The following is a 24,170-nucleotide window of genomic DNA, read 5'->3' as shown; positions in this document are numbered from 1 at the left end:
GAAAATCTTTTTACTCATTATTTTCTCCGTCTCCATGTTTCTCTAGTTGTGTTACATAATTATACAAAAAAATACCCTATAGGTAGACTTTTTTTAAGTGTCTACTCTATAGGGTACATTTTAAAATTAGGGTTTTCTTATATATGGCTTTTTTACTTAGAATTTAAAGCACCAACCACAGGATGTGGAACATAAGGCTCTTCCAAATATGCAACTTCTTCAGTGGTTAACTTCACTGATAACGCACCGACTGAATCTTCAAGATGAGAAATTTTCGTAGCACCTATAATAGGAGCTGTTACTGGTTCTTTCTGAAGCAGCCATGCAAGTGCTATTTGGGATCTAGCTGCACCATGTTTTTCTGCTAACTCGGCAACTCGTTCCACAACTAAACGGTCGTTATGCTCTGTTGAACCGTATTTAGACTTTTGCGTTGCATCTGTTTCAGAACGGAGCGTATCTTCTGACCAATCACGTGTTAATCTGCCTGAAGCTAACGGGCTGTATGGAATTACGCCGATTTTTTCTTCTTTGCATAATGGAAGCATCTCTCGTTCTTCTTCCCGGTATATAAGGTTAAGGTGATTTTGCATAGAGATAAATTTCGTCCACCCGTTCTTCTCAGCGGTATGGTTCGCTTTCAAAAACTGCCATGCATACATGGCTGATGCTCCTATGTATCTTACCTTACCAGCCTTCACTAAATCATGAAGAGCTTCCATCGTCTCTTCAATCGGTGTGTTGTAATCCCAGCGATGTATTTGGTACAAATCGATATAGTCTGTTCCAAGACGTTTAAGACTTTTATCAATTTCACTCATAATATGTTTTCGGGATAGCCCTTTACTGTTTGGACCTTTGCTGTTTAAATCTTTGCCTAATGGGAAGTAAACCTTAGTTGCAATCACAACTTCATCTCGATTAGAAAAATCTTTAAGAGCACGTCCGAGAAATTCTTCACTCGTACCATCTGAGTAGACGTTGGCAGTATCAAAAAAATTAATGCCGGACTCAACCGCTCTTTTAATAACCGTACGACTGCTTTCTTCATCAATTACCCAAGGATGCATCCAGCGTTCCTTCACACCAAAACCCATACATCCAAGGCAAAGTCTAGATACATCTAATCCTGTGTTGCCAAGTTTCGTATAATCCATTGCAATTCCTCACTTTCCCAAATGTTTTTAATCTTTCATTACTAGTATAAAATTATACAGCATTCTTACAATTGTTAAATGATTGGAATATGTATATTAATGAACAGTTTTAACGGAAATGTACATTATCTTTGGTTGAAAGGGAAAAAAATTTTTGTTTATTTATATGTATAAGTATGGAAGAAATGGTCATAATAAGTGATGACAGTTTTATGCACAACACTGTTAACGGCCTTACTCTTTTTGAGTAGGGCGTTTTTTTTTATATGTGGGCGTTGGATGTATAGGAAAAAGAATTTTTCTATTAATAAGTGCAAGCGATTTTTCCTTCAATTATTACAGTTGCGAAACAAGCAGCAGTTTTTATTGCGTTATTATGGAGTTTAGGTGTGTTTGGTTAACATAAAAGAGAAAAGCTAAAAGTCAAAATGGTATAAAAATTTACAAATACGATAGAGATAAATAACTATTTATACTTTTTGGTTGAAAAACTTCTGAAAGCTAAATTATAATTAAAATTATAGTGGTACCTTAATTAAGTGGTTTTTTCATAAAGAACCTCAATTTAAGCATAATCAAATTTTAGGAGATAAAAATTATGAATACACCTGCAAGCCAAACAAATCAAGCGTTCACCAGAAATAACCCATTTCAAGCTAAAGTTCTTAAGAATATTAACCTAAATAGCACAGGTTCAAATAGGGAAACAAGACATCTGGAATTATCTTTAGAAGGATCAGGAATTACTTATAATCCAGGTGATGCTCTAGGTATATACCCGGAAAATGATTCAGTATTGGTAGAGTCCCTGCTTCAAGAAATGAAGTGGGATGGAAATCAAAACATTGTTATAAATAAAACAGGTGATCAGCTTCCTTTAAAGAATGCTTTAACAACATACTTTGAAATTACTTTATTAACTAAGAAAGTATTACAGAACTTTTCTAAAATGGTTGATAATGAGAATTTAAATAGTCTTGTTGCTATAGAAAATGCTTCAGCTTTAAAAGAGTATATGTATGGTCGGGATTTATTAGATATGATTCAAGATTTCGGACCATGCCAAATTGAAGCTCAAGAGTTTGTGACATTATTAAGAAAGATGCCGCCGCGCTTGTATTCGATTTCTAGCAGTCAATCGGCTCACCCAGATGAAGTTCATTTAACAATCAGTGCTGTGCGATATACATCTCACGGCAGAGACAGAAATGGTGTTTGTTCTGTTCAATGTTCAGAACGAACTTCTGAAGGAGATACACTTCCTGTCTACATTCAGGCGAATAAACACTTCGGACTGCCAGAGTCAAATGAGACAGATATCATTATGGTTGGCCCAGGAACGGGAATTGCTCCTTTTCGCTCCTTTATTCAAGAACGTTCTATTAACAAAGGCAGTGGAAGGACTTGGCTGTTCTTTGGGGCGCAACATTCACAAACAGATTTCCTTTATAAAGAAGAGCTAGAAAAACACCAAGAAAATGGGGTTCTTACAAAATTAACTACAGCTTTCTCTCGTGATACAGATGAAAAAGTTTATGTCCAAAATAAAATGCTGGAATCTAGCAAGGAATTATATGAATGGTTACAAGGTGGAGCGCATTTTTATGTTTGTGGTGATAAGGAATATATGGCTAAAGACGTTCATAACACTTTGATAGAGATATTCTCAAAAGAAGGAAATATGAGTCAAGAAGAAGCAGAAGAAAAAGTGCAAGAACTGCAAAAGACTAAAAGATACCAAAAAGATGTGTATTAATTAGTTGCGATAATGCTAAGTAAATGAGCGTATTTTCCGGGAACATTAATCTAAGATAGATTAATGTTCTTTTTTGTGTTTAAAGAGTTGTTAGCAGGCAATCCTAAATTAACTTATATTATTTTCTTGAAAGAGACCTTCAAGGTGGCAGGGAAAGCAAATGGGTATTAGCTGGTTTTTAAAATATGTAATAAATCCAATTGACACTCTTCGTTACTCGGTGATACAATGTACTTGTAATAAGTAATACTTAATAGCGAGATGGCCAAAGCTATTGAGTAAATAGGTTAGCTAAGGTACTAAGTGATACTGAATATAAGTCTTATATTATAGGAGGTGCCGGGCATCGAAAATTTAACGGAAATGCTGAAAGGTTCGTTAGAAGGATGCGTGTTGGAAATCATCAGCCGTCAAGAAACATATGGCTATGAAATTACTCGCCGCCTGAACGACCTTGGATTTACTGAAGTCGTCGAAGGTACGGTCTACACCATTCTAATGCGATTAGAAAAGAAGAAACTAGTGAATATCGAGAAGAAACCATCGGATATGGGACCACCACGCAAGTTTTATTCACTTAATGAAGCAGGCCGTCAGGAACTAACATTGTTTTGGAAAAGATGGGATTTTGTTTCGTCAAAAATTAATATGTTAAAGACAACTTAACGATAAGATATCACGTGTGCATTGTTCTGCTTATTAAAAGGAGGAATAAACATGATGGAATTATTTAAAAAATTAATAGGTGATAAAAAAGAATACAAGATGATGATGGCAAGGGTAGAGGCACTTCCGGAGGACTACCAGTTTGTATTTAAGAAAATTCAAGACTATATGTGGAAATTCTCAGCGGGCAATGGTATGGATATGCTTCATATGCAATATGAATTAATTGATTTATTCGAAGCAGGCTCCGCAGAAGGAAGGCAAGTGCTAGAGATTACTGGGGAAGATGTTGCTTCCTTTGCTGACGAACTAGTGGCTAATGCTAAAACTTATGTCGCTAAATACCGTGAAGATTTGAATAAGAGCATCATTGATCGATTAGGAAAAAAATAAAATTACAAGCGATAATACAGACTGAATAGCTGGTTGAAATCAAAATTTGCCACCTTCGTTATTCAGTTAAATTTTTACGTCAGTACTAAGTATCACTTATTATCAGTCAGACTAAATAGCGGAGTATAATTGGTTGCCTCTACAAAATAACAGTAACAGATAAATACTTCGCATTGTCTAAAAGGCAGCAGCTTGTGATTGTTGAACAAATCCTGCTGTCTTATAAAAGGAGGAAGAAGAATGAGCAATGCCGTTATTTCTGTAAAAGGATTAAAAAAATCATTTAAAGAGAAGGAAGTTTTAAAAGCAGTCGATTTTGAGGTGAAGCAAGGGGAAGTTTTTGCATTGCTTGGCTCAAATGGAGCGGGTAAGACGACAATAGTCAATATTCTCTCAACCCAGTTGAAATCTGATGAAGGGCAAGTGAGTATCTGCCAATTTGACGTCAGGGGTCAGCCGGAACATGTTCGCCAGAGTATCAGCTTAACAGGACAGTTCGCCACATTAGATGACATGCTCACTGGACGTGAAAACCTAATATTAATTGCCAAGTTGCGGAGAGTTTCTAATCCTTCCGAAGTTGCTGACAATCTGCTTGCAAGATTCAGTCTGCGTGAAGCGGCCAACCTTCGGGCAGATAAATATTCTGGCGGAATGAAACGCCGGCTTGACATCGCCATGAGTTTAATTGGAAAACCAGCTGTTATTTTTTTAGACGAACCGACGACAGGGCTTGACCCTGAAGCACGGCTTGAAGTCTGGGATACTATCAAGGAACTTGCTGGCAGCGGTACGACTATATTGCTTACGACCCAGTATCTAGAAGAAGCAGAACAATTAGCGGATCGTATCGCCATCTTGCATAGTGGAAAAATCATCACTACAGGTACTCTTACAGAATTAAAAGAGATGTTTCCACCAGCTAAAGTGGAGTATATCAAAAAGCAGCCGTCATTGGAGGAAATCTTTCTCACAATCATCGGTAAAAAGGAGGGCATTTAAATGAAAAATAATACTGGGGTGTTACTGGGGCGGTTAATGCGTAATATAATGCGCAGCCCTGACACAATTATTACAGTAGCAATTACACCAATAATGATGATGTTGTTGTTTGTCTATGTGTTTGGCGGAGCTATACAGACAGGAACAGACAATTATGTTAATTATTTATTGCCGGGAATCTTGCTTATGGCTATAGCAAGTGGTGTTGCCTACACATCTTTGCGGCTCTTTACAGATGTGAAAAGCGGTCTGATGGCTCGTTTCATTACGATGCCGATTAAGCGCTCCTCGATATTGTGGGCTCACGTGTTTACGTCTATTTTCTCTAATGCGTTAACAGTTGTGATAGTTATCCTCGTTGCACTCTTAATGGGATTCCGTTCAAGCGCTAATATCTTGGATTGGTTCGCCGTAGCTGGAATCCTGGGATTGTTTACACTAGCATTGACATGGCTAGCGATTATTCCTGGATTGAAAGCAAGTTCTATGGAAGGAGCAACAGCATACTCGTACCCGCTCATTTTTCTGCCGTTTATCAGTTCAGCTTTTGTTCCCACTGAGACCATGCCTAAAATTGTCCGTGCGTTTGCTGAAAACCAACCTGTTACTTCAATCGTGAATACGATTCGAGCTTTCTTATATGAAGAGTCTGTTGGCCACGATATTTGGCTAGCGCTAGCCTGGTGTGTCGGCATTATGGTCCTTGCGTACTTCTTTGCTAGTAAAGAATTTAAACGGAAGCTAGGGTAAGGTAAGTATCATCTTACTTTACAGTTCGCCAATACGACTGTTTCAGTCAGAAAGACTCTTTAAAGCTTCAACTATTAATTAACATGAAGGGAATTCATAATTTTCTCGATGGATTCCCTCCTATTCTGGAGAAAATGAAACATTTTACTGTTTTGAGTCGTCAATAGTTAAACCAACCAGAAGGAGATGTTTTATTGCGTAATGATATTAAGCAAAGAGGAATCCCATCCAAAGCGACGTGAGGAAATATTAAGAGAACTTATTGGTCTCTATGCAGAAAGTATTAAAATGTTAGCTTATACATATGTGAAAAACTGGTCAGCTGCAGAGGATATTACACAAGACGTATTTATAAAGTGTTATGAACAATTGGAAGGTTTCAGAGGGGATAGTACATATAAGACATGGCTTTATAAGATTACCCGAAATAAATGTAAAGATTATTTGAAAAGTAAATGGTATCGATCGTTTATTCCTACAGATTTTATGAAAGAAAAGATTGAAACAGCGGAGGAACTTTCTACTGAAGATCAAGTAATAAACAAATTTGATGACTTAGAATTATCCCAAAAGGTATTAACCCTGCCGACTAAGTATCGAGAAATTATTATATTATTTTACTATGAAGAGTTAAAAATTAAAGAAATACAAACTTTAACAAATTTGAATGCTGATACTATTAAAACTAGGTTAAGGCGAGGAAAACAAATGCTTCAAAAGAATGTAGAAAGGGGTTAAGGGAATGAGTGAAGATTTGAAGTCTTTAAGAAGGAGTTTGAATAGTACTGTTCTAAAACATGGGAAAATGAGTATTGCTGACAAGGAAAGATTGTATCAAACTGTTATTTATCATAAAGACTCAAAAAAACGTTTTTCTTTTGCACCCGTACTCTCAATTGCTGCTATTGCTTGTTTTGCTCTTTTTATTGGTAGTTTTGTATTTAAGCAAATGGAAAACACGGAAAATCAGCAAAATCAACTGGCTCTAATTAACAATCAAGAGGAGAATGAAGAAAAAACAAATAGTAAAAGGGAAGAACAAAAAGGTAATAATTCAAATTTAGCAAGTTTTCTATATGAACTAAACCTTAAGCTAAGTGATGCGGCTACAAGAACTCCGATTGGAAAGGATTACGCAACCGAAGTGGGGAAGTTTGCCGAAAATCTTTCTGGTGAATATACTTCAAAGGAGAAAGAGACAACGATTGCAGATAAGTTGATGGAAATAGGTTCACTAGGTAAAAGTCTACAAAAGGCAGATAATGATGAAAAAAGAATGGAAGATATTGTAGAGCTACAAAGAGTAGTTAACCAATCGATAATGATTGCAGAAGTTCATGGAATTATAGATGAAAGAAATAATATTATAGAAAAAACTGAATTTGAAAACTTAGATAGTTGGTTAAGCAGTTTAAAAGAAAGTATTCATGCTGATTCATATGAACCATATAGTGATCGCAGACAATACGAAAATCATATAGGCAATGCTGCTAAAGCATATGCTAAGAATTTTGCAGCGTTAGAGAAAAATACATCTGTAAAAGAGCAGTTAGAGGAAATCGCAGAAATATCCAATCAAATTGAAATAGAAAAAGAAAACGCAAAGAGAACAACATTACTGAATAAATTGGATGGAATGGTTGAGCAACTGTTAGTAGATTAGTAATACAAGAGATTACATGTGGCTGTATAAGTGACAAGAAAAAACTATTATCGTTGGAAAGGCTGGTTTTAAATGGACATTTGGCATGTTGAATCAAGCCAATACAGATTGGATAATCTGTCAGATGAAGATATACATTTGGCAGAAGATTATTTTGGAGTTAAATTACCTGCTGATTACATCAAACTATTAAAAAAACAAAATGGTGGAACACTAATATATAATGCACTACCTTTAGCTTTAAATAGATGGGATGGAGATGACTATTTAGAAATAGATAATCTTCGTGGAATAAAAAAAGATAAAGGGATAATGGAAACAGATTATTTCAAACAAGAGTGGGGGATTAGGAAAAGTAATATTATTTTAATCAGCGGGGATGGTCATAGTTGGTTTGCCCTAGACTACAATCATGGCGAAGAACCAAAGGTTATATATATTGAAACAGATTCAGAAAGAATCACCCAAATATATGATACTTTTCAAGAATTCATCAACCACTTATACGTACATGATCTCGATCAGGAGGAAGGCTTGAGGACAACGCCACTTCCAACAATTGAGGATGCTAGAAAGTTAATTAATAGTACCGAAGAGGATGATATTATAGAGGGTTTTGATATATTTAATTCGTTTATATATGATGAAAGTATCCATGAGGAATATTTTGGTTATGTAATGAATTTTATAAAAAGTGGAAATGAAGATTTAAAAGATTATGCCGCAGAAGCGGTATGGAGAGTAGTAACTGCACAATATGTAATAGATAAATCTTTAATTCAGAAAGTTATTGTTGAACTTAAAAATGATAAAGATCCGACCATTCAATATTTTCTTGAAGAAATAGAAGAAACTATTAAAGATATAAATTAACTTCTTAATACAAAAATAAATCTAGTTCATTATTGACTCGTAAAGAAACCACCCGCACTTAAACGGATGGTTCATAGTTTTATTAAACAGCTTTATCGTTCTTTTTATCTTCCTTTACCCAAAAGTCCGCATTTTTAATGCCTAAAGGTTCAGGATTAAACACAGGATCTAAGCCTTGCTTTTTCTGTTTTTCATAATCTTTTAGTGCAATAATAGCTGGTTTTGCCAGTATTACGATAGCAATCATGTTAAGCCATACCATTAATCCTAAACCAACATCTCCAAGAGCCCAGGCGAGGCTGGCTGTTTTTACAGTGCCATAAAAGGTTGTAGCAAGTAAAACTAGTTTCAACAAGTCTGAGAATAATCTATTATTTTTATTGCGAAGCAAATAAGTCAAATTTGTTTCTGCGATATAATAATAAGCCATAATTGTCGTGAATGCGAATAAGAAGAGGGCAATTGCTACAAAACCGGAACCAAACCCTGGGATTATACTGTCAATCGCAGCTTGGGTAAATCCTGGTCCTGCCTCTACGCCTTCCACATTATTGACGATCATAGTTCCGTTGGGTGCTTCTGTATTGTACATTCCAGTAAACAATATCATAAAGGCAGTAGCTGAGCAGACAAGCAAGGTGTCGATATATACAGAGAATGCCTGCACAAGCCCTTGTTTGACTGGATGAGAAACCTCTGCAGCTGCTGAAGGGTGTGGTCCTGTTCCTTGACCTGCTTCATTGGAATAGATACCTCGTTTAACACCCCATGCAATTGCCATGCCCATCATGCCGCCAAATGTAGCCTCTAGATTAAAGGCGCTTTTGAAAATTAGGGCTAAAACACCTGGCAGTTCTTGAATATTAATGACAACGATAATGATGGACAAAAGTATATAACCAAGGGCCATTATTGGAACAACTACTTGTGCCACATTGGCTATCCGTTTGACACCGCCAAATATAATAAAACCTAGCAGTACAACTATCACTATTCCTGTAATGTATGTAGGAATATTAAAGGCATTTTTCATTCCAACTGCTATTGAATTTGACTGTACCCCAGGCATTAATATTGCCATGGAAATGATTGCTGCACCTGCAAAAAGAAAGGCAAACCACTTTGAGCCAATTCCTTTTTCAATATAGTAGGAAGGTCCACCTCTATATTGTCCATCCTGGTTTACTTTATATATTTGGGCAAGTGTTGACTCGATAAACGCTGTGGAAGCTCCGATAAATGCCATGAACCACATCCAGAACACAGCACCAGGCCCCCCAAAGGCAATTGCGGTTGCAACTCCAGCTATGTTACCTGTCCCAACCCTTCCAGATAAAGCAATTGAAAGTGCTTGAAAGGAGGAGACACCTGCATCTGAACTTTTTCCTTGGAACATAAGGATGATCATTTCCTTCACATGTCGGATCTGAAGGAATCTGGATACAAATGTAAAAATTAGGCCGACTATTAATACAATATAAATGACTGGAGTACTCCATAATATCCCGTTTATAAAAGTTACTATTTCTTCCATAAATACACTCCTTTTTTAATTGATTTTTTAAAATTCTGAATTATATTATATTTCACGATAAGATATAAAACAATAAAAATTATTGCCCTATCTGAAAAGTTAAGTACCTTTTATTAAAAGAAAGAAAAAATAATGTAATCATAGGCTCTATGGGCCTTATGGAATTACGTTTACTAGCACCTTTTAATTAAATATGCTATCATGTTGAAAATAAATATACTGTAATTGGAGGAGCCTGTCACCGAAGGAGACTTATGTCTTTTGATGATAGGTTCTTTCTTGTTTAGGAGGAAAATTGGTGGTGACAAGAATAAAGGTTTTTTTTGCACTTGTAGCGGTTATACTAGCTCTTATCGGTACTATAAAAGAAAGCACTATAATGTTAGCATTAATGTATTTTTTTCTTGGATTATTATTTTTAACGATTGGGTCTACTGAATTAAAGAAAGAACGAAAAATCCCTTCTATCTTAATGATCCTTTTAGCGGGATTCTTTATTATTGGCTCTATTTATATTATGATATTTGAACTTTAAGAAGGAAGTTATTTTATTATTAATATATTAGAATGGTATCGTAACAAGAGATTATGAATAAATTTAAGGAGATGTATGGTGTTAATTTTAAAGAATGGCTTAGGTGTTTGTAATAATATATAATTTATATACGTAAGTATATAGTTAAGATAAAATAAAACAAAAAAATAAGTTTTATTACTCAAAATAGGGGTATAAAGGATTTGTACTTGAATGGATTCTAATTTTAAGATAAAATGGTGCAGATAACAATTCAAGTTACGATAATTACATGATAATGTGAGTAAAAATTGGAGGAGCCTGTCACTAGGGGATAACTATGCCCTAATGACAGGCTTTTTTTATTTTTACCTTTATAAAACTTTACTAACTCTGACGTATTCTCTAGATTGAAAAGCTTCTATTTTATTTTGAAAGACTTTTTCCAGTTCATTACTAATTGGAATTATTTCTTCCATTTCTTTGTCATGTATGAAGAGAGAGTATTCACGTTCTTCCCTTTGATCCAATTGCCAAAAACTAAGAAAAAGTAACAGAAATAAAGAACTGGATATAGAAACTTTCATTTTCATCAAGGCACCACCACCTCTATTAGGTTCGGTAAATTGACAGTATTTTATACAAATTACCATCTAAATGAATTTATATAAGTGGTTTTCACATATTTAGTAAGTCTAGAGAAGACACTAAAAGAGTTAGTAACGTAATTATTAAGTATTATACAGTCAAACATAATTTGTTTTTCATGTTTAAAATAATAGATAATTAGGGGGGATTTTTTTGTCTTTGCTTCATTTAGCGATAATTTCACCATTCTTACTTGCCATCTTTATACCAATCCTGTTTAAGGTTTTTAGGCGAGTACATACTGGGTGGTTTGTTCTTACATTGCCAGTCCTTTTGTTCAGTTATTTTTTATCTTTTATTTCAATCACTTCTGCTCAGCAAACTGTAACAAAATCCTTTGCTTGGATTCCTTCTCTTGGAATAGACTTTACGGTTAAGGTCGATGGTTTAGCTTTATTATTTGCGCTTTTGATTACAGGTATCGGTTCTTTAGTGGTTCTTTATTCGGTGTATTATTTACAAAAAGATAAAGAGCAATTAAATAATTTTTATGTATACTTGCTGCTATTCATGGGAGCTATGCTCGGTGTTGTTCTGTCAGATAATTTGATTGTTTTGTATACCTTTTGGGAATTCACTAGCTTTTCTTCTTTTTTACTAATTGGCTATTGGTACAAACGTGAAAAGTCACGTTATGGTGCTAAAAAATCAATGCTGATTACTGTTTTTGGTGGTCTTTCTATGTTAGGAGGTATTATTCTACTCTATGTAATGACAGGGACCTTTAGTATTTCTGCAATTATTCAGCAATCGAATGAACTATTCACAAATCACTTATTTATACCGGCAATGCTTTGTATTTTACTTGGGGCTTTTACAAAATCAGCGCAATTTCCCTTTCATATCTGGTTACCGGATGCTATGGAAGCTCCAACGCCTGTAAGTGCCTATCTTCATTCAGCAACAATGGTGAAAGCAGGGATTTATTTAGTAGCGAGAATGAGTCCAGTTTTTGCTGAAACCGCTCTATGGGTTTGGTTAGTAGCAGGGGTTGGGATTGTCACATTGTTTTGGGGATCTTTCTCAGCCGTTAAACAAACAGACTTAAAAGGTATCCTTGCCTTTTCAACGATTAGTCAACTTGGGATGATTATGACATTGCTTGGTATTGGAGGAGCTGCGTTACACTTAGATTCTATCAACAATAGTTATTATATGGTTGCTACAGTAGCAGCAGTATTCCATCTAATCAATCATGCCACCTTTAAGGGTGCACTTTTTATGGTAGTTGGGATAGTCGATCATGAAACCGGAACAAGAGATATCCGTAAGCTTGGTGGGTTAATGCCTTTCATGCCAATTACCTTTACAGTCGCGATTATAGGGACGTTTTCGATGGCTGGTCTTCCGCCTTTTAATGGATTCTTAAGTAAAGAAATGTTTTTCACTGCTATGGTACGTGTACTAAGCATGGATATTTTAAATATGGAAACGATTGGAATATTGTTTCCTGTTATCGCTTGGATTGCTAGTATTTTTACTTTTGTGTACAGCATGATTTTAGTATTTAAAACGTTCTCTGGCAAATTTCAGCCTGAGAAGCTAAAGAAAAAACCGCATGAGGCTCCAATTGGCATGTTAATTCCACCGATTGTTTTGGCTTCACTTGTTATTGCATTTGGATTTTTTCCTAATGTTCTATCAAATACCATTATTTCACCAGCCGTTTCTGCTATCATGCCTGACTTTGCAGTTGATGTTCATATTTCATTCTGGCATGGTTTTAATACTGAGCTATATATGACTATTGGTGTTATTGCAATTGGTTTCTTGCTGTACAAGACTTATCCAAAATGGAGAGAGGTTTATAAGATTTTCCCTGAGAAACTGTCCTTAAACCATCTTTATGATGGTGCATTAAATAAGACAGAAATGGTTTCTCGCAGAATAACCAGCAGTATTTTAACGGGATCTTCTAGAACGTACCTTCTCTACTTATTCATCTTCTTTATTCTTATATTAGGATCTACGTTATTTATTAAGGATGCCTTTAAGTTTGATACAAGTAATATATCAAACATTCATATTGCTGAGGTCATCCTTGCTGTCGGTATTTGCATTGTAGCGATAAGCATTCTTTTCGTTAAATCACGATTGACTTCAATTATTTTATTGGGAGCGGTTGGCTATTCTGTTTCCTTATTTTTTGTGATATACAGAGCTCCTGATTTGGCATTAACTCAACTTGTTATTGAAACAATATCTGTTGCGTTATTTTTGCTTTGTTTTTATCATTTGCCAAAGTTAAAGAAGCGTGAAGAACGAATCTCGTTTAAATTAACAAATGCCCTTATTTCTGTAGGGGTCGGAGCTCTTGTTATTCTGATTGGCTTATCGGCACACAGCAATAAGTTATTTGATTCCATTGCACACTATTATATTGAAAACACATATAAAGAGGCAGCGGGAAAGAATATGGTAAATGTCATCTTAGTTGATTTCCGCGGACTTGACACCATGTTTGAAATTACTGTCCTGGCAATTGCAGCGATTGGTATTTTTGGTTTAATTAAGCTACGCCTAAAGGGAGGGAAGAAAACTGAAAACAAATGATGTAATTTTACAAACCACAACGAAAATCGTATTATTTATCATTCTTATCTTCTCTGTGTTTATTTTCTTCACAGGTCATTACACACCAGGAGGAGGCTTCATAGGCGGTCTATTAACATCTGGTGCCATTGTGTTATTACTATTGGCTTTTGACTTAAAGACGGTAAAAAAAATATTGCCATTTAATTTTTTGCACATGATTGCAACAGGGCTTCTTTTTTCCATAGGAACAGGGGCTGGAGCGTTGATTTTCAACGTTCCCTTCCTTACGCATGCATTTACTCATATAGATATTCCCATTTTAGGAGACCTTTCCTTGCATACAGCTACGATTTTTGATTTAGGTGTGTTCTTAGTAGTTGTAGGAGTAACAATGACTATTATTCAAACGATTGGAGGAGATGAATAATGGAAATTATTATGATTTTTGTTATTGGAATTTTATTTACTTGTGCAACCTATTTAATGCTTTCAAAAAGTTTACTTCGAATTATTGTGGGGACCGGATTACTTAGTCATGGAGTACACATGCTCCTCCTAACCATGGGTGGTTTAAAAAAAGGGGCGGCACCATTGCTTGGGGAGAAAGCAACATCTTACACTGATCCAATTCCTCAAGCGTTAATATTAACAGCTATAGTTATCAGTTTTGGGGTGACAGCCTTTTTCTTAGTTTTAGCCTATCGTGCCTATCAAGAGCTTGGTACTGACAATATGGAAAAATTGAGAGGAATGGATGGCAATGATTAATTTTTTACTTTTACCCATACTGATTCCATTAATTACTGGAGTTATTCTGATCTTCTTTTCGAAAAACATCATCGCCCAAAGGTGGATTTCAGGAATATCCTCCATTATAAATGTTATTGTATCTGTTTTATTAGTACAAAAGATTAGACAGGGTGGTATACAAACACTGGATGTTTCTAGCTGGGAGGCTCCATTCGGGATTACGCTAGTATCTGACATGTTATCAGCATTGCTTGTGCTTACTACTAGTATTGTTGCATGTACTACTCTCCTTTACTCTTTCCGAAGTATTGGAGAAGCGCGGGAAAGGTTCTATTACTATCCATGTTTTAACTTTTTAATTGTTGGCGTAAATGGTGCATTTACAACAGGAGATATTTTCAATCTGTTTGTATTTTTTGAAGTGATGTTGATGGCATCTTATGCCCTTATTGTACTTGGAGGAACAAAAATACAACTGCGTGAATCTATAAAATATCTTCTTGTGAATATTATTTCTTCTGCTTTATTTGTTATCACAGTTGCTTATTTGTATTCAGTTGTTGGGACTTTGAATATGGCTCATATTTCAGAGAGAATAAGTGAAGTGGGGCAGTCAGGAATTGTGACAGTTATTGCTATGTTATTTTTAGTTGTATTTGGATTAAAAGGAGCGGTTTTCCCTTTATACTTCTGGCTTCCAGGTTCTTACTATGCTCCGCCCATTCCCGTAATGGCGTTATTCGGGGCTTTGCTGACAAAGGTAGGGGTATACTCGATTATGAGAACATACACTTTACTTTTTTATCATGATACTGGCTATACTAGCAAGATTTTAGCCATTCTGGCCATTTTTAGTATTATCTTTGGTTTAATTGGTGCACTTGCTTTTTCGGACATCAAAAAAATTATTATTTACAACATAATAATTGCAGTTGGCGTTATTGTTTTTGGTATTTCTGTGATGACACCAGATTCGCTTACAGGTTCGGTGTTTTATTTAATTCACGATATGCTTATTAAAGCCACGCTATTTCTCTTAGTAGGTATTATCATCAGTATTACTGGAACTAGTAATTTAAAAGAGATTAGTGGACTGATTAAAAAATACCCTGGTTTAGCCTGGACCTTTTTCTTAAGTGCATTATCCCTTGCAGGAATTCCTCCTTTAAGTGGTTTTATCGGAAAGCTTTTAATTGTAAAAGGTGGTTTTGAAGCAGAGAATTACCTTGGTGCTGCTATTGTATTACTATCTAGTCTGCTAATATTGCTTTCGATAATGAAGATTTTTATAAATGGTTTTTGGGGTACACCTCGTTCCTATGAGGGAGAGGAGAAAGTACCAGTGAAAACTTTAATGATTGCACCAATAATCCTAATTATTATTTCGATTTTATATGGTGTTGGAGCTGAAGCGGTTTATCCGTATATCTCACAGGCAGCTGAGACATTGGTAAAACCAGAAATCTATATTGATGCAGTCTTAAAGGAGTGATAACGTGGCCTTTCAAATATTATTAAATGTGTTGCTTGGATTTATGTGGATGGTAATGACTGTATCGTTTGAACCTGTTGCCTTTTTTAAAGGATATCTTTTTGGTTTGCTAATCCTCTATATATTCAGGAATTTCTTTTCATCTCGATTTTACCTTTTTAGAATACTTGCTGTATTGAATCTCACATATATTTTTATTAGAGAATTAATCAGCTCAAACATAGCCGTTGTAAAAACGGTCTTAAAGCCAAAGTTGGATATGAAGCCGGGTATTTTTGCATATCCCACCATTTTAGAAAAGAATTGGGAGATAACCATTCTAGCAAATCTGATCACCTTGACACCTGGAACTTTAGTGATTGAAGTATCTCCTGATAACAAAATATTATATGTGCATGCTTTGGATATTAATGATGCACAAGAATCCATTGACTCTATTAAAAACACATTTGAGAAAGCAATTCTGGAGGTGGGGCGATAATGTTTGAAACATTTATGTATATTGCAATATTGTTAATCGTCATTGCTATGATAGGATTTACCTACAGAGCAATTAAAGGCCCAACAACACCTGATAGAGTGGTTGCACTAGATGCTATCGGTATTAGCTTAGCAGGTCTTACCGCACTAATATCCATTGTATTAAATACGAGTGCTTTTCTTGAAGTTATTTTAGTCATTGGTATTCTGGCATTCATTGGTACTGTAGCCTTTTCTAAGTTTTTAGAGAAGGGAGAGGTGATTGAAAATGACCGAGATAGTTAAGGTGATTGTTGGCTTATTAATTGCCATTGGAGTTCTTCTTCATTTAGTAGCTGCTTTAGGTGTTATAAGACTTCCAGACGTATATACAAGGAATCACGCAGCATCCAAAGCATCAACACTTGGAATCATGGTTATTCTACTTGCTACTTTTCTATATTTTTATTTTATTAATGGTCATTTTAATTCAAGGATTTTACTGGGGATTGTTTTCTTCTTTCTAACGTCACCTGTTGCAGGGCATTTAATCGGTAGAGCTGCCTATAATTCAGGCGTAGAGCTATGGGATAAAAGTATACAAGATGATCTTAAGAGTAGTAAAGACGAAAAGAGACTTCAGAAATAAGGAATATAAATAACTCAAACCCTTCCGTTTAAATAGATGGAAGGGTTTTGGAGTTTCCAAAATAAGCTAACTGTTTTAACTTACTGTATTGTTTGATTTATTAGCTTTTGTTAAAAAGTACGCAGTTACCCAAGCAGTGATAGGAATAACAATCGCAACTCCAATACCAGAACAAAGTATGGTAATCATTTCGGAGCTAAAAATTTTTGAATTTACTACTTCCCCAATAGAATAAGCCAAATCTTTAAACCAAATTAACAAAGCCAGATATCCTCCAAAAAAGGCGAAAAACAACGTATTTGTACTCGTTCCTAATATATCTCTTCCAATACTCATACCAAAAAGGAATAACTCTTTTCGGCTTATGTTTGGGTTATGATATTGCATTTCTCGCATAGGGGAAGAGACGGCTATAGCGGTATCTGTTATCGCACCTATCGTACTCATAATAATGACAGATGCTGCAATTTTTACAAAATCTAAGCCTATGAAAAAGGAAAACATACCAAGCTCTGCAATTTCTTCTTCACCAAACCCTTGAATCTTCGCCTTATTAGTTGTGTAAATAATAATTATCAGCAATAAAACTGTAGAAATAAGTGTTGATATAAAGGCCGGCTTTGTCTTATTATTGACTTCGTTTATATAGAACAAATTGATACAGCTAATTATGACACATGCAACAATAGTTAAAATAACTGGATTGAAATTTGCGTCGTTCATTAGTATAACCGTGAAAATAATGACACCAAAGTTCAAAAATATAGCAAAAAAAGACTTTACACCCTTTCTTCCACCAAAAATGAACATTAAGAGAAATAATATAACGGCAAGCAATACTAATACATTCATAGACTTTTCCTCTTTCGATTCACAAAAAATATAGTTGTGTATAGGCCAATAGGAATTGTTAGTACTATTCCTATGCCTCCGGCTAAAGCTCTAGCAATTTCTAATGATAGGTTCAGGGAAAGAGTATAGCCAAATGGTGAGCCATTTTTAAAATAGAGAATGAGAAGAGGAATCGAACCGCTGACATACGCAAAAAACAGAATATTAGTCATCGTCCCCATAATATCTCTGCCAACTTCCATGCCAGATTTAATAAGAGCCTTTATCGGTATATGATTATTTTTATCATACAATCCAAAAACGGTAGAGGACATTGTAATGGCTACATCCATTACAGCTCCTAATGAACCAATGAATAAACCAGCCATAAAAACCATTTTGTATGGGCGTGTAATAAATTGCAGTTCCTCATAGTGAAGTCCCTTCTCACCCGTTATGAAAAGAACTAGATACGTAATTAATAAGGAGCTAAAGGTTCCAAGCAGTGTAGCAATAATAGCAGCATATGTCTTTTCATTAAATCCATTTACTAACAATAAAGTAACTATAGTAAATAATATAACGCTAAAAACACAAATCCAGACTAAGCTCAAGGTTGAATTATTTATGTATAAATCCAATGCGTAAGATAACAGGAAAGCATTAACAATTAAACTGATAATGGACAGCAACCCTTGCTTCTTTCCAATCAAAAGTAAAACTATCATAAAGACCCATGCAATTATCAGTAAATATTTATCACGTTTCATATCAAGTATCGTGCCAGTTAATTTACCGTTATGATTATCATTGAGGGTAACAAATAAATCATTACCTACATGAAATTTATTATCTAAAGCTTTAGAATCTGAATATTCATTAATCAAATATATCTTTTTACCTTTGTTACTGCCATTTTGTAATTCAGCAACGATATTTTGTACATAGATCCGATCTTCATTATTTGCATCTTTAACTGCAGTCACTTCTTCTATATTTGTTTTCATGACCTTAGCAATAGTTTTTTCATATAAAGGATAGTTATTGTGAACAAAAATAATAGAGAGTAGAAAGGAAAGTAATATAAGTGTATACATTACCTTGTTTTTAGTTGTCATATGTTTAATAAGTCTACTTAACAAGTATCTTCACCACCTTATAAAATGTTAGTAAGTTTGACTGAGTTTCAAAATGTTTCGCAGAGGAAACATTTTGCCTATAGATACAATAACACTACTCAGTACGTAATTACAAAGAAGAATAAAAAAGAAAAGATTCTTAATTCTCTGTGAGATAGGAACTCCTTTCTAGGGTAGTATTCTGATTTATGGAATTTGAAATGATAAAAACTAGGTATGAAAAATTAAAAAATTCGTTTGGAATATACTTATCTTCAAGGGTAGCAGATCCCTTATGAATTGCTTTCATTGTGGTATAAAGAGTACTAATTAAAACATAATAAAGCTAGGAGTGTCTGAATAATTTAGGAATTTCTTTATTAATGTAATTCAAATTAGAAAATGTCCTAGAGTATAAATACAATGAGAAGAAGAGCTATGGTAAGTAAAGGGCTATAGTAAAAACGGAGGGAACTATTTTGGAAAATCATCATATTCGTCTCACATCATCTGAAATTGGTGGATTATGGGCCAATTATCTTAGTGATTCTCTTTACATTTGTGTGTATAAGTATTATTTAGCAACAGTAGAAGACGCTGAAATCAAAACAGTGTTGGAGCATGCATTAGATTTATCACAACAGCATGTAAAAGTTATCTCAGACATATTCAAAGAAGAAGGTCATATTATACCACATGGTTTTACAGATGAAGATGTTAATGTAAATTCTCCTCGGCTATTTTCCGATGAATTTTTCCTTCTATATACAAGACAGATGACTAAGGGAGCTTTAGCAACTTACAGCGTCATATTGCCTCATACCTTTCGTAAGGATGTAAAGGAACATTTTATGTCTTGTATTTCTTCGACTATGGAGCTGTTCAATGAAACAGCAAGTATATTATTATCTAAAGGACTTGAAATTCGTTCTCCCTATATCCCTTATCTAGAAGAAGTAAATATGGTAGAGCAACAAGGGTTTATAGCAGGATGGTGGGGAAAGCAAAGACCATTAACAGCTAGTGAAGTTACTCACTTATTCTCTAATATCCAAACAAATCATCTGGGGTCAGCAATGGCTACTGCTTTCGGACAAGTAGTCAAATCAGAAGAAATAAAAAAATATATGAAACGAGGAAAGGCGATATCTAAGAAACATGTGGAAATCTTTAGTAAGTATTTAATTGAAAATGATTTGCCTGCTCCTACAACTTGGGATGCACATGTTCAGCCAGTAAAAGAACCTCCTTTTTCAGATAAATTAATGATGTTTCATATCTCCTTAATGGTTGCTGCTGGCGTTGGTAATTATGGGACAGCACTCTCTGCTTCAATGAGGCGTGACATAGGTGTTGATTACACACGCTTGTTAGGTGAAATTGGTCTCTATGCAGAGGATGGTATGAATCTGCTTATTAAAAATGAATGGTTAGAGAGACCGCCATTTGCCGCTGACCGAAATCAGTTAATGAACTAACCCTTTACTAAAGAGGAAGGTTCAGTACATAAATATGCAAAATAACCCTCTTTACGAAATGTACAGGCCTTATTAAAAAGTTAATCTAATTGTTAATGCTGGTTTACATCTTATTTTTTTGACTATAAAAAGCCATATAACAAAGAGTAGACATGTTGTTATATGGCTTTTGGTTGTCTGAATAATTCAAGGATTGGAATGATATATCAGCTTTGTCTGCTTTTTTTCAGGATGTGCGGGTACACCCTATATGTGCAAACTAAAGGAAAATTAGTAATTAATAAATATTCATACTCATTGTGAAGCATACTTATAATACAAAACCGAAGGGCGTATTTCAAATTTTCAAATTCTTAATTATTTCTGAGGTTGTAAGCCTGAGTAAATTCGTGGAGGAACCTCTATGACTAAAAAAGTTCGTCGCAAACTAGCCAAGATAAGTATTTGGGGCACAACCTATATCCATCCGAGAAGCCCTTATATAGTAGCTTTGTGGTCTGTTACTTTTCCTGGCTATGGGCACTTATTACTTCATAAATATATAAGAGGATTTGCCCTTATTATTTGGGAAGTATTTATTAACCAGAAATCTCAATTAAACCTCGCGATGGCCTATTCCTTTATGGGAGAAATTCAGTTAGCAAAAGATGTATTAAATGTTAATTTGTGTACATGTATATACCGGTTTATTTGTTTGCCATATGGGACAGTTACCGTGCAACGGTAGAATTAAATAATATTTATTTATTAGCTGAAAAAGAAGAACCACCAATTGAAGCGATCACTGTAAAACCCTTTGAAATAAATTATGTGGATAAAAGAGATCCACTCATCGCAGTCATTTGGTCATTAAGTATACCGGGTATGGGTCAGTTATATTTGCATCAAATATTTTCAGCAATCTTCGTCCTTATAACAACTGTCTTCTTTGTACATTTTTCCCATGTAATTGCTGCATTTCATTACTTATTATTAGGAGATATTCATAAATCAACAGATATCTTAGATAAACAATGGTTCTTTTATTTGCCGTCATTATATTTCTTTAATATTTATGAAACGTATTTAAATACTGTTGAGAATAATAAACTCTTTGCAGCAGAACAAAAGATGTTTTTAATAAATAATTATCAATCCTTTAACTTAAAATTTAAAAGTAACCGGGTGAAATAACGATGCAAGTTTTTTCTACTTTTGAATATTCTCTTCAATTGGAACTAGCAATAAGAGAGATTGAACAAAAAGGTATTCATAATATTTTAACTGTCCCTTTAGATTCTATTAATACAGAGAGCGTTGGTCTTTTTGATACAATCCATCAGTCAGATGGAGTCTCCTTAATAAATAAAGGAATCGTTTTTTCTGTGTTTTTTTCTGTGTTAGGAGCAAGCAGGGGATTTGAACTAGAGTGGGGGCCTATTTATTGGGGGTTAATTGGAGCGATATCTGGTTTTATTTTTGGTTTAATTATCGATTTATTTATACACCGCAGAAAAAAAGTAAGCGTTAGAGTAAAAGACAAAAAAACGGAAGTTCTTCTTATAATTGAATGTACAGATTCAGAACACAATGAAGTTGAGAAAATTCTTTGGAAACACTTTGCATTAAGTGTGGGCAAAGTAAATTAACAAAAGAAATCCAGAAACATCAGAGCAAAGAGGTATAAAAAACTAGCTGCCTAAAGCATAGTCCTACTACAACTTTTCATCAAGAACCAAAAGATCTAAAAAAATAGGTTGAAAAGTGATCCACAATCATGGTATTCTACTAACTATTGTGACAAAAAATAAATTAATATCTTCTTATCAAGAGAGATGGAGGGACTGGCCCGATGATATCTCGGCAGCGGAACTTAACATTTAAGTTGCTGTGCCAAATCCAGCAAGCACCAGCTTGAAAGATAAGAGGAGTGTTTTATAGATAAATATAAGACCTCTTCTTGTCGTTCAAGATAAGGTCTTTTTTGTTGCAAAAAAATATAGATAGGTATTATTTAATATTTTTTGGAGGTTTTTTAAAATGAAGAAAGGGAATCCATGGGCATTGATTCCATTTGTTGTTTTTTTGATTTTATTTATTGGTTCAGGTGTTATTACAGGTGATTTTTATGCATTTCCTGTCCTTGTAGCCATTGTTATTTCGGGTGCTGTGGCACTTGCGATGAATAGAAAAGAAACTTTTGAACGAAAAATTGATATATTTTGCAAAGGTGCAGGAAATTCCAATGTAATGCTGATGGTTGTCATATTTCTGTTAGCCGGTGCATTTTCAGAAGTAGGAAAAGGTATGGGAGCGGTGGACTCGACTGTTAACTTGACTTTATCCTTTGTTCCGCAAAACTTGCTTGTTGTAGGTTTATTTATCATTGCATGCTTCATTTCTCTATCGATGGGTACTTCGATGGGAACGATTGTAGCACTAGCACCAATTGGTGTTGGGATAAGCGATCATACCGATATTTCCATGGCTTTAGTAATGGCTGGTATTGTTGGTGGATCAATGTTTGGCGATAACTTATCCTTTATTTCCGATACAACCATTACGGCTGTTCGTTCACAAGGTGCAGAAATGAAGGATAAATTTAAAGTTAATTTTTGGATTGTATTGCCAGCAGCTATTATAACGAGCATTATTTTAGGAGTTATTACAATCGGGGGAACGTCGCAAGTTGAGCATTTAAGCTATAGTTGGGTAAAAATCGTTCCATACCTTCTAGTTATTATCTTTGCATTAGCAGGTATGAATGTATTTCTTGTTTTAGCATTAGGGACTGTTCTCGCCGGAGCAGTTGGTTTATTAGATGGCAGCTATCAAATAATGAGCCTTCTGCAAAAGATTGGAGAAGGAATGGCCGGCATGTATGAAATAGCCTTTCTGGCAATATTAATTGCTGGAATGGTGGAAGTTATTAAGTTTAACGGTGGTATCGACTTTCTGCTGCATCTCGTGACTAAGAGAATTAAATCCAAAAAGGGTGCAGAATTTGGTATTGCAGGTTTAGTGAGCTTAGCCGATATATCAACGGCTAATAATACTATTGCTATATTAATTACAGGTCCTCTCGCAAAAAATATCGCTGATCAGTATGGAATAGAACCACGAAAGTCTGCAAGTATATTGGATCTCTTCTCATGTACGTTCCAAGGTCTTCTACCATACGGAGCTCAAATACTGGCAGCGGCAAGCGTAGCCGGAATATCTCCAGTGAGTATCATGCAGTATTCATTTTATCCTATTCTCATCGGCATTTGCGGTATTATTGCTATTCTTATTGGCTATCCGAAAAAAAAGAAGATATAAACATCAGTGATTTTCACATTAAATAGCTGCCAATTTGGCAGCTATTTTTTTAGCAATTTAGTGACCTATAAGAACCGCTTATGAATGTCTCATTAAGTAAAGTCAAGCCTATGTAAATCAAGTGTCAAAAAATGAGAAGACAGTAGTTATTTTGCAGTAATATCGGTGGCAGATACTTTCCGTGAAAACTTCGCGTTTGCGCAAGAAACTCTTAGTATATAGTGGAATTAGCAAACAGTTATGTTAACAGGAGATAATGGCAGTATGAAGTGATACAGAAGCTGCTTTGATCGTAACTTTAAATATATTGCGATTATTGCGAACAAAAAGTTAAACTAGAAATGAGATATCTATATACGACATAGGGGGAGGAAAAAATGAATAAAAAAGACATTGAATATAAAATTCTGGAATTGAAGAACGAATATTTACAGATTTTACGGAACGAGAAAGCCCATTCCTTAAGGTGTGGGATGAATAAAATGTACCCTATAGAGTAGACACTTAAAAAAAGTCTACCTATAGGGTATTTTTTTGTATAATTATGTAACACAACTAGAGAAACATGGAGACGGAGAAAATAATGAGTAAAAAGATTTTCA

Annotated in this window: 26 protein-coding genes and 1 riboswitch; of the genes, 21 read left to right on the top strand and 5 right to left on the bottom strand. The window is 34.8% G+C overall.

From position 1 onward, the window contains the following. Positions 1-152: 152 nt before the first annotated feature. Entirely contained in the window at positions 153-1,157 is a 1,005-nt protein-coding gene (locus M3600_RS26515; RefSeq protein WP_237943717.1) for an aldo/keto reductase, read from the bottom strand. Positions 1,158-1,755: 598 nt separating this feature from the next. Between M3600_RS26515 and M3600_RS26510 the strand changes: the two genes are divergently transcribed. The 8 genes from M3600_RS26510 (at position 1,756) to M3600_RS26475 (ending at position 8,260) form a co-directional block, all read left to right on the top strand. Further along, on the top strand, positions 1,756-2,913 hold the full coding sequence (locus M3600_RS26510; protein ID WP_237943719.1) for a sulfite reductase subunit alpha: 1,158 nt from the start codon (positions 1,756-1,758) through the stop codon (positions 2,911-2,913). Between the two features lie 345 nt (positions 2,914-3,258). Next, the gene (locus tag M3600_RS26505; RefSeq protein ID WP_233317292.1) at positions 3,259-3,579 is read left to right on the top strand and encodes a PadR family transcriptional regulator; all 321 of its coding nucleotides are present in this window, start codon (positions 3,259-3,261) and stop codon (positions 3,577-3,579) included. A gap of 51 nt (positions 3,580-3,630) precedes the next feature. Continuing rightward, positions 3,631-3,972 carry a DUF1048 domain-containing protein gene (locus M3600_RS26500; RefSeq protein WP_233317221.1) on the top strand — a complete coding sequence of 114 codons (342 nt, stop codon included), beginning with the start codon at positions 3,631-3,633 and terminating at the stop codon, positions 3,970-3,972. Positions 3,973-4,212: 240 nt separating this feature from the next. Then, positions 4,213-4,974 (top strand): ABC transporter ATP-binding protein, encoded by a 762-nt coding sequence (locus tag M3600_RS26495; RefSeq protein ID WP_251648180.1) that lies wholly within the window; start codon positions 4,213-4,215, stop codon positions 4,972-4,974. Next, the gene (locus M3600_RS26490; protein ID WP_237943735.1) at positions 4,975-5,724 is read left to right on the top strand and encodes an ABC transporter permease; all 750 of its coding nucleotides are present in this window, start codon (positions 4,975-4,977) and stop codon (positions 5,722-5,724) included. 201 nt (positions 5,725-5,925) lie between these two features. Beyond that, positions 5,926-6,462 carry a sigma-70 family RNA polymerase sigma factor gene (locus tag M3600_RS26485; RefSeq protein WP_237943737.1) on the top strand — a complete coding sequence of 179 codons (537 nt, stop codon included), beginning with the start codon at positions 5,926-5,928 and terminating at the stop codon, positions 6,460-6,462. Positions 6,463-6,466: 4 nt separating this feature from the next. Beyond that, entirely contained in the window at positions 6,467-7,387 is a 921-nt protein-coding gene (locus M3600_RS26480) for a hypothetical protein (protein WP_237943739.1), read from the top strand. Between the two features lie 72 nt (positions 7,388-7,459). Continuing rightward, positions 7,460-8,260, top strand: a complete 801-nt coding sequence (locus M3600_RS26475) for an SMI1/KNR4 family protein (protein WP_237943740.1) — start codon at positions 7,460-7,462, stop codon at positions 8,258-8,260. A gap of 82 nt (positions 8,261-8,342) precedes the next feature. Here M3600_RS26475 and M3600_RS26470 read toward each other — a convergent pair whose 3' ends face one another. Beyond that, complete coding sequence (locus M3600_RS26470; protein WP_237943742.1) at positions 8,343-9,794, bottom strand: alanine/glycine:cation symporter family protein; 1,452 nt, start codon at positions 9,792-9,794, stop codon at positions 8,343-8,345. Positions 9,795-10,092: 298 nt separating this feature from the next. Here M3600_RS26470 and M3600_RS29290 point away from each other — a divergent pair, with 298 nt between their 5' ends. Further along, positions 10,093-10,329, top strand: a complete 237-nt coding sequence (locus M3600_RS29290; protein WP_237943744.1) for a DUF3953 domain-containing protein — start codon at positions 10,093-10,095, stop codon at positions 10,327-10,329. A 353-nt stretch (positions 10,330-10,682) separates the two neighbouring features. Here M3600_RS29290 and M3600_RS26460 read toward each other — a convergent pair whose 3' ends face one another. Next, positions 10,683-10,904, bottom strand: coding sequence for a hypothetical protein (locus tag M3600_RS26460; protein ID WP_237943746.1), 222 nt, complete (start codon positions 10,902-10,904; stop codon positions 10,683-10,685). A 205-nt stretch (positions 10,905-11,109) separates the two neighbouring features. Between M3600_RS26460 and M3600_RS26455 the strand changes: the two genes are divergently transcribed. Genes M3600_RS26455 through mnhG form a run of 7 tightly spaced genes read left to right on the top strand, consistent with a single transcriptional unit; the run spans position 11,110 to position 16,841 of the window. Then, positions 11,110-13,509, top strand: coding sequence for a Na+/H+ antiporter subunit A (locus M3600_RS26455; protein ID WP_237943748.1), 2,400 nt, complete (start codon positions 11,110-11,112; stop codon positions 13,507-13,509). Continuing rightward, complete coding sequence (locus tag M3600_RS26450; RefSeq protein WP_237944206.1) at positions 13,496-13,918, top strand: Na(+)/H(+) antiporter subunit B; 423 nt, start codon at positions 13,496-13,498, stop codon at positions 13,916-13,918. The genes M3600_RS26455 and M3600_RS26450 overlap by 14 nt, the downstream gene beginning before the upstream one ends. Then, positions 13,918-14,259 (top strand): Na(+)/H(+) antiporter subunit C, encoded by a 342-nt coding sequence (locus tag M3600_RS26445; RefSeq protein ID WP_237943750.1) that lies wholly within the window; start codon positions 13,918-13,920, stop codon positions 14,257-14,259. Before M3600_RS26450 ends, M3600_RS26445 begins: the two co-directional genes overlap by 1 nt. Beyond that, positions 14,252-15,733, top strand: a complete 1,482-nt coding sequence (locus M3600_RS26440) for a Na+/H+ antiporter subunit D (RefSeq protein WP_251648178.1) — start codon at positions 14,252-14,254, stop codon at positions 15,731-15,733. The genes M3600_RS26445 and M3600_RS26440 overlap by 8 nt, the downstream gene beginning before the upstream one ends. Before the next feature lie 4 nt (positions 15,734-15,737). Next, positions 15,738-16,214: a Na+/H+ antiporter subunit E gene (locus tag M3600_RS26435; protein WP_237943754.1), complete on the top strand. Its 477-nt coding sequence runs from the start codon at positions 15,738-15,740 to the stop codon at positions 16,212-16,214. Positions 16,215-16,228: 14 nt separating this feature from the next. Next, positions 16,229-16,498, top strand: a complete 270-nt coding sequence (locus M3600_RS26430) for a Na(+)/H(+) antiporter subunit F1 (protein ID WP_396953849.1) — start codon at positions 16,229-16,231, stop codon at positions 16,496-16,498. Further along, positions 16,482-16,841, top strand: a complete 360-nt coding sequence (gene mnhG, locus M3600_RS26425; RefSeq protein WP_233317209.1) for a monovalent cation/H(+) antiporter subunit G — start codon at positions 16,482-16,484, stop codon at positions 16,839-16,841. The genes M3600_RS26430 and mnhG overlap by 17 nt, the downstream gene beginning before the upstream one ends. Positions 16,842-16,916: 75 nt before the next feature. Here mnhG and M3600_RS26420 read toward each other — a convergent pair whose 3' ends face one another. Continuing rightward, positions 16,917-17,693 carry a YibE/F family protein gene (locus tag M3600_RS26420; protein WP_237943756.1) on the bottom strand — a complete coding sequence of 259 codons (777 nt, stop codon included), beginning with the start codon at positions 17,691-17,693 and terminating at the stop codon, positions 16,917-16,919. Beyond that, positions 17,690-18,790, bottom strand: a complete 1,101-nt coding sequence (locus M3600_RS26415; RefSeq protein WP_237943758.1) for a YibE/F family protein — start codon at positions 18,788-18,790, stop codon at positions 17,690-17,692. The genes M3600_RS26420 and M3600_RS26415 overlap by 4 nt, the downstream gene beginning before the upstream one ends. A gap of 479 nt (positions 18,791-19,269) precedes the next feature. On the opposite strand from M3600_RS26415, the gene M3600_RS26410 reads away from it, so the two are divergent. From M3600_RS26410 to M3600_RS26395, 5 genes are all read left to right on the top strand, one after another. After that, a complete protein-coding gene (locus M3600_RS26410; RefSeq protein WP_237943760.1) occupies positions 19,270-20,268 on the top strand; it encodes a DUF3231 family protein in 999 nt (332 codons plus the stop codon). 403 nt (positions 20,269-20,671) lie between these two features. After that, positions 20,672-20,995, top strand: a complete 324-nt coding sequence (locus M3600_RS29285; protein ID WP_311315982.1) for a hypothetical protein — start codon at positions 20,672-20,674, stop codon at positions 20,993-20,995. Continuing rightward, positions 20,959-21,441, top strand: coding sequence for a hypothetical protein (locus M3600_RS29280; RefSeq protein WP_311315981.1), 483 nt, complete (start codon positions 20,959-20,961; stop codon positions 21,439-21,441). The genes M3600_RS29285 and M3600_RS29280 overlap by 37 nt, the downstream gene beginning before the upstream one ends. Positions 21,442-21,443: 2 nt before the next feature. Then, positions 21,444-21,896: a YhcB family protein gene (locus tag M3600_RS26400; protein ID WP_237943761.1), complete on the top strand. Its 453-nt coding sequence runs from the start codon at positions 21,444-21,446 to the stop codon at positions 21,894-21,896. A 171-nt stretch (positions 21,897-22,067) separates the two neighbouring features. Further along, positions 22,068-22,175: riboswitch (SAM riboswitch) on the top strand. Between the two features lie 112 nt (positions 22,176-22,287). Next, a complete protein-coding gene (locus M3600_RS26395; protein WP_237943763.1) occupies positions 22,288-23,568 on the top strand; it encodes a Na+/H+ antiporter NhaC family protein in 1,281 nt (426 codons plus the stop codon). The last annotated feature ends 602 nt before the right edge of the window (positions 23,569-24,170 follow it).

The organism is Niallia sp. MER 6 (assembly GCF_023714395.1).
In the GTDB taxonomy this organism is placed as follows: domain Bacteria; phylum Bacillota; class Bacilli; order Bacillales; family Cytobacillaceae; genus Niallia.
This window is presented reverse-complemented; position numbering and strand designations above follow the sequence as displayed.

What these genes read in the sequence shown, in the direction of transcription:
- M3600_RS26490 (WP_237943735.1), top strand. Translation starts at nt 4,975, where the DNA reads ATGAAAAATAATACTGGGGTGTTACTGGGGCGGTTAATGCGTAATATA.
- M3600_RS26430 (WP_396953849.1), top strand. Translation starts at nt 16,229, where the DNA reads ATGTATATTGCAATATTGTTAATCGTCATTGCTATGATAGGATTTACC.
- M3600_RS26420 (WP_237943756.1), bottom strand. Translation starts at nt 17,693, where the DNA reads ATGAATGTATTAGTATTGCTTGCCGTTATATTATTTCTCTTAATGTTC.
- M3600_RS29285 (WP_311315982.1), top strand. Translation starts at nt 20,672, where the DNA reads ATGACTAAAAAAGTTCGTCGCAAACTAGCCAAGATAAGTATTTGGGGC.
- M3600_RS26400 (WP_237943761.1), top strand. Translation starts at nt 21,444, where the DNA reads ATGCAAGTTTTTTCTACTTTTGAATATTCTCTTCAATTGGAACTAGCA.
- M3600_RS26485 (WP_237943737.1), top strand. Translation starts at nt 5,926, where the DNA reads ATGATATTAAGCAAAGAGGAATCCCATCCAAAGCGACGTGAGGAAATA.
- M3600_RS26480 (WP_237943739.1), top strand. Translation starts at nt 6,467, where the DNA reads ATGAGTGAAGATTTGAAGTCTTTAAGAAGGAGTTTGAATAGTACTGTT.
- M3600_RS26440 (WP_251648178.1), top strand. Translation starts at nt 14,252, where the DNA reads ATGATTAATTTTTTACTTTTACCCATACTGATTCCATTAATTACTGGA.
- M3600_RS26475 (WP_237943740.1), top strand. Translation starts at nt 7,460, where the DNA reads ATGGACATTTGGCATGTTGAATCAAGCCAATACAGATTGGATAATCTG.
- M3600_RS26495 (WP_251648180.1), top strand. Translation starts at nt 4,213, where the DNA reads ATGAGCAATGCCGTTATTTCTGTAAAAGGATTAAAAAAATCATTTAAA.
- M3600_RS26500 (WP_233317221.1), top strand. Translation starts at nt 3,631, where the DNA reads ATGATGGAATTATTTAAAAAATTAATAGGTGATAAAAAAGAATACAAG.
- M3600_RS26515 (WP_237943717.1), bottom strand. Translation starts at nt 1,157, where the DNA reads ATGGATTATACGAAACTTGGCAACACAGGATTAGATGTATCTAGACTT.
- mnhG (WP_233317209.1), top strand. Translation starts at nt 16,482, where the DNA reads ATGACCGAGATAGTTAAGGTGATTGTTGGCTTATTAATTGCCATTGGA.
- M3600_RS26510 (WP_237943719.1), top strand. Translation starts at nt 1,756, where the DNA reads ATGAATACACCTGCAAGCCAAACAAATCAAGCGTTCACCAGAAATAAC.
- M3600_RS26415 (WP_237943758.1), bottom strand. Translation starts at nt 18,790, where the DNA reads ATGACAACTAAAAACAAGGTAATGTATACACTTATATTACTTTCCTTT.
- M3600_RS26470 (WP_237943742.1), bottom strand. Translation starts at nt 9,794, where the DNA reads ATGGAAGAAATAGTAACTTTTATAAACGGGATATTATGGAGTACTCCA.
- M3600_RS26445 (WP_237943750.1), top strand. Translation starts at nt 13,918, where the DNA reads ATGGAAATTATTATGATTTTTGTTATTGGAATTTTATTTACTTGTGCA.
- M3600_RS26395 (WP_237943763.1), top strand. Translation starts at nt 22,288, where the DNA reads ATGAAGAAAGGGAATCCATGGGCATTGATTCCATTTGTTGTTTTTTTG.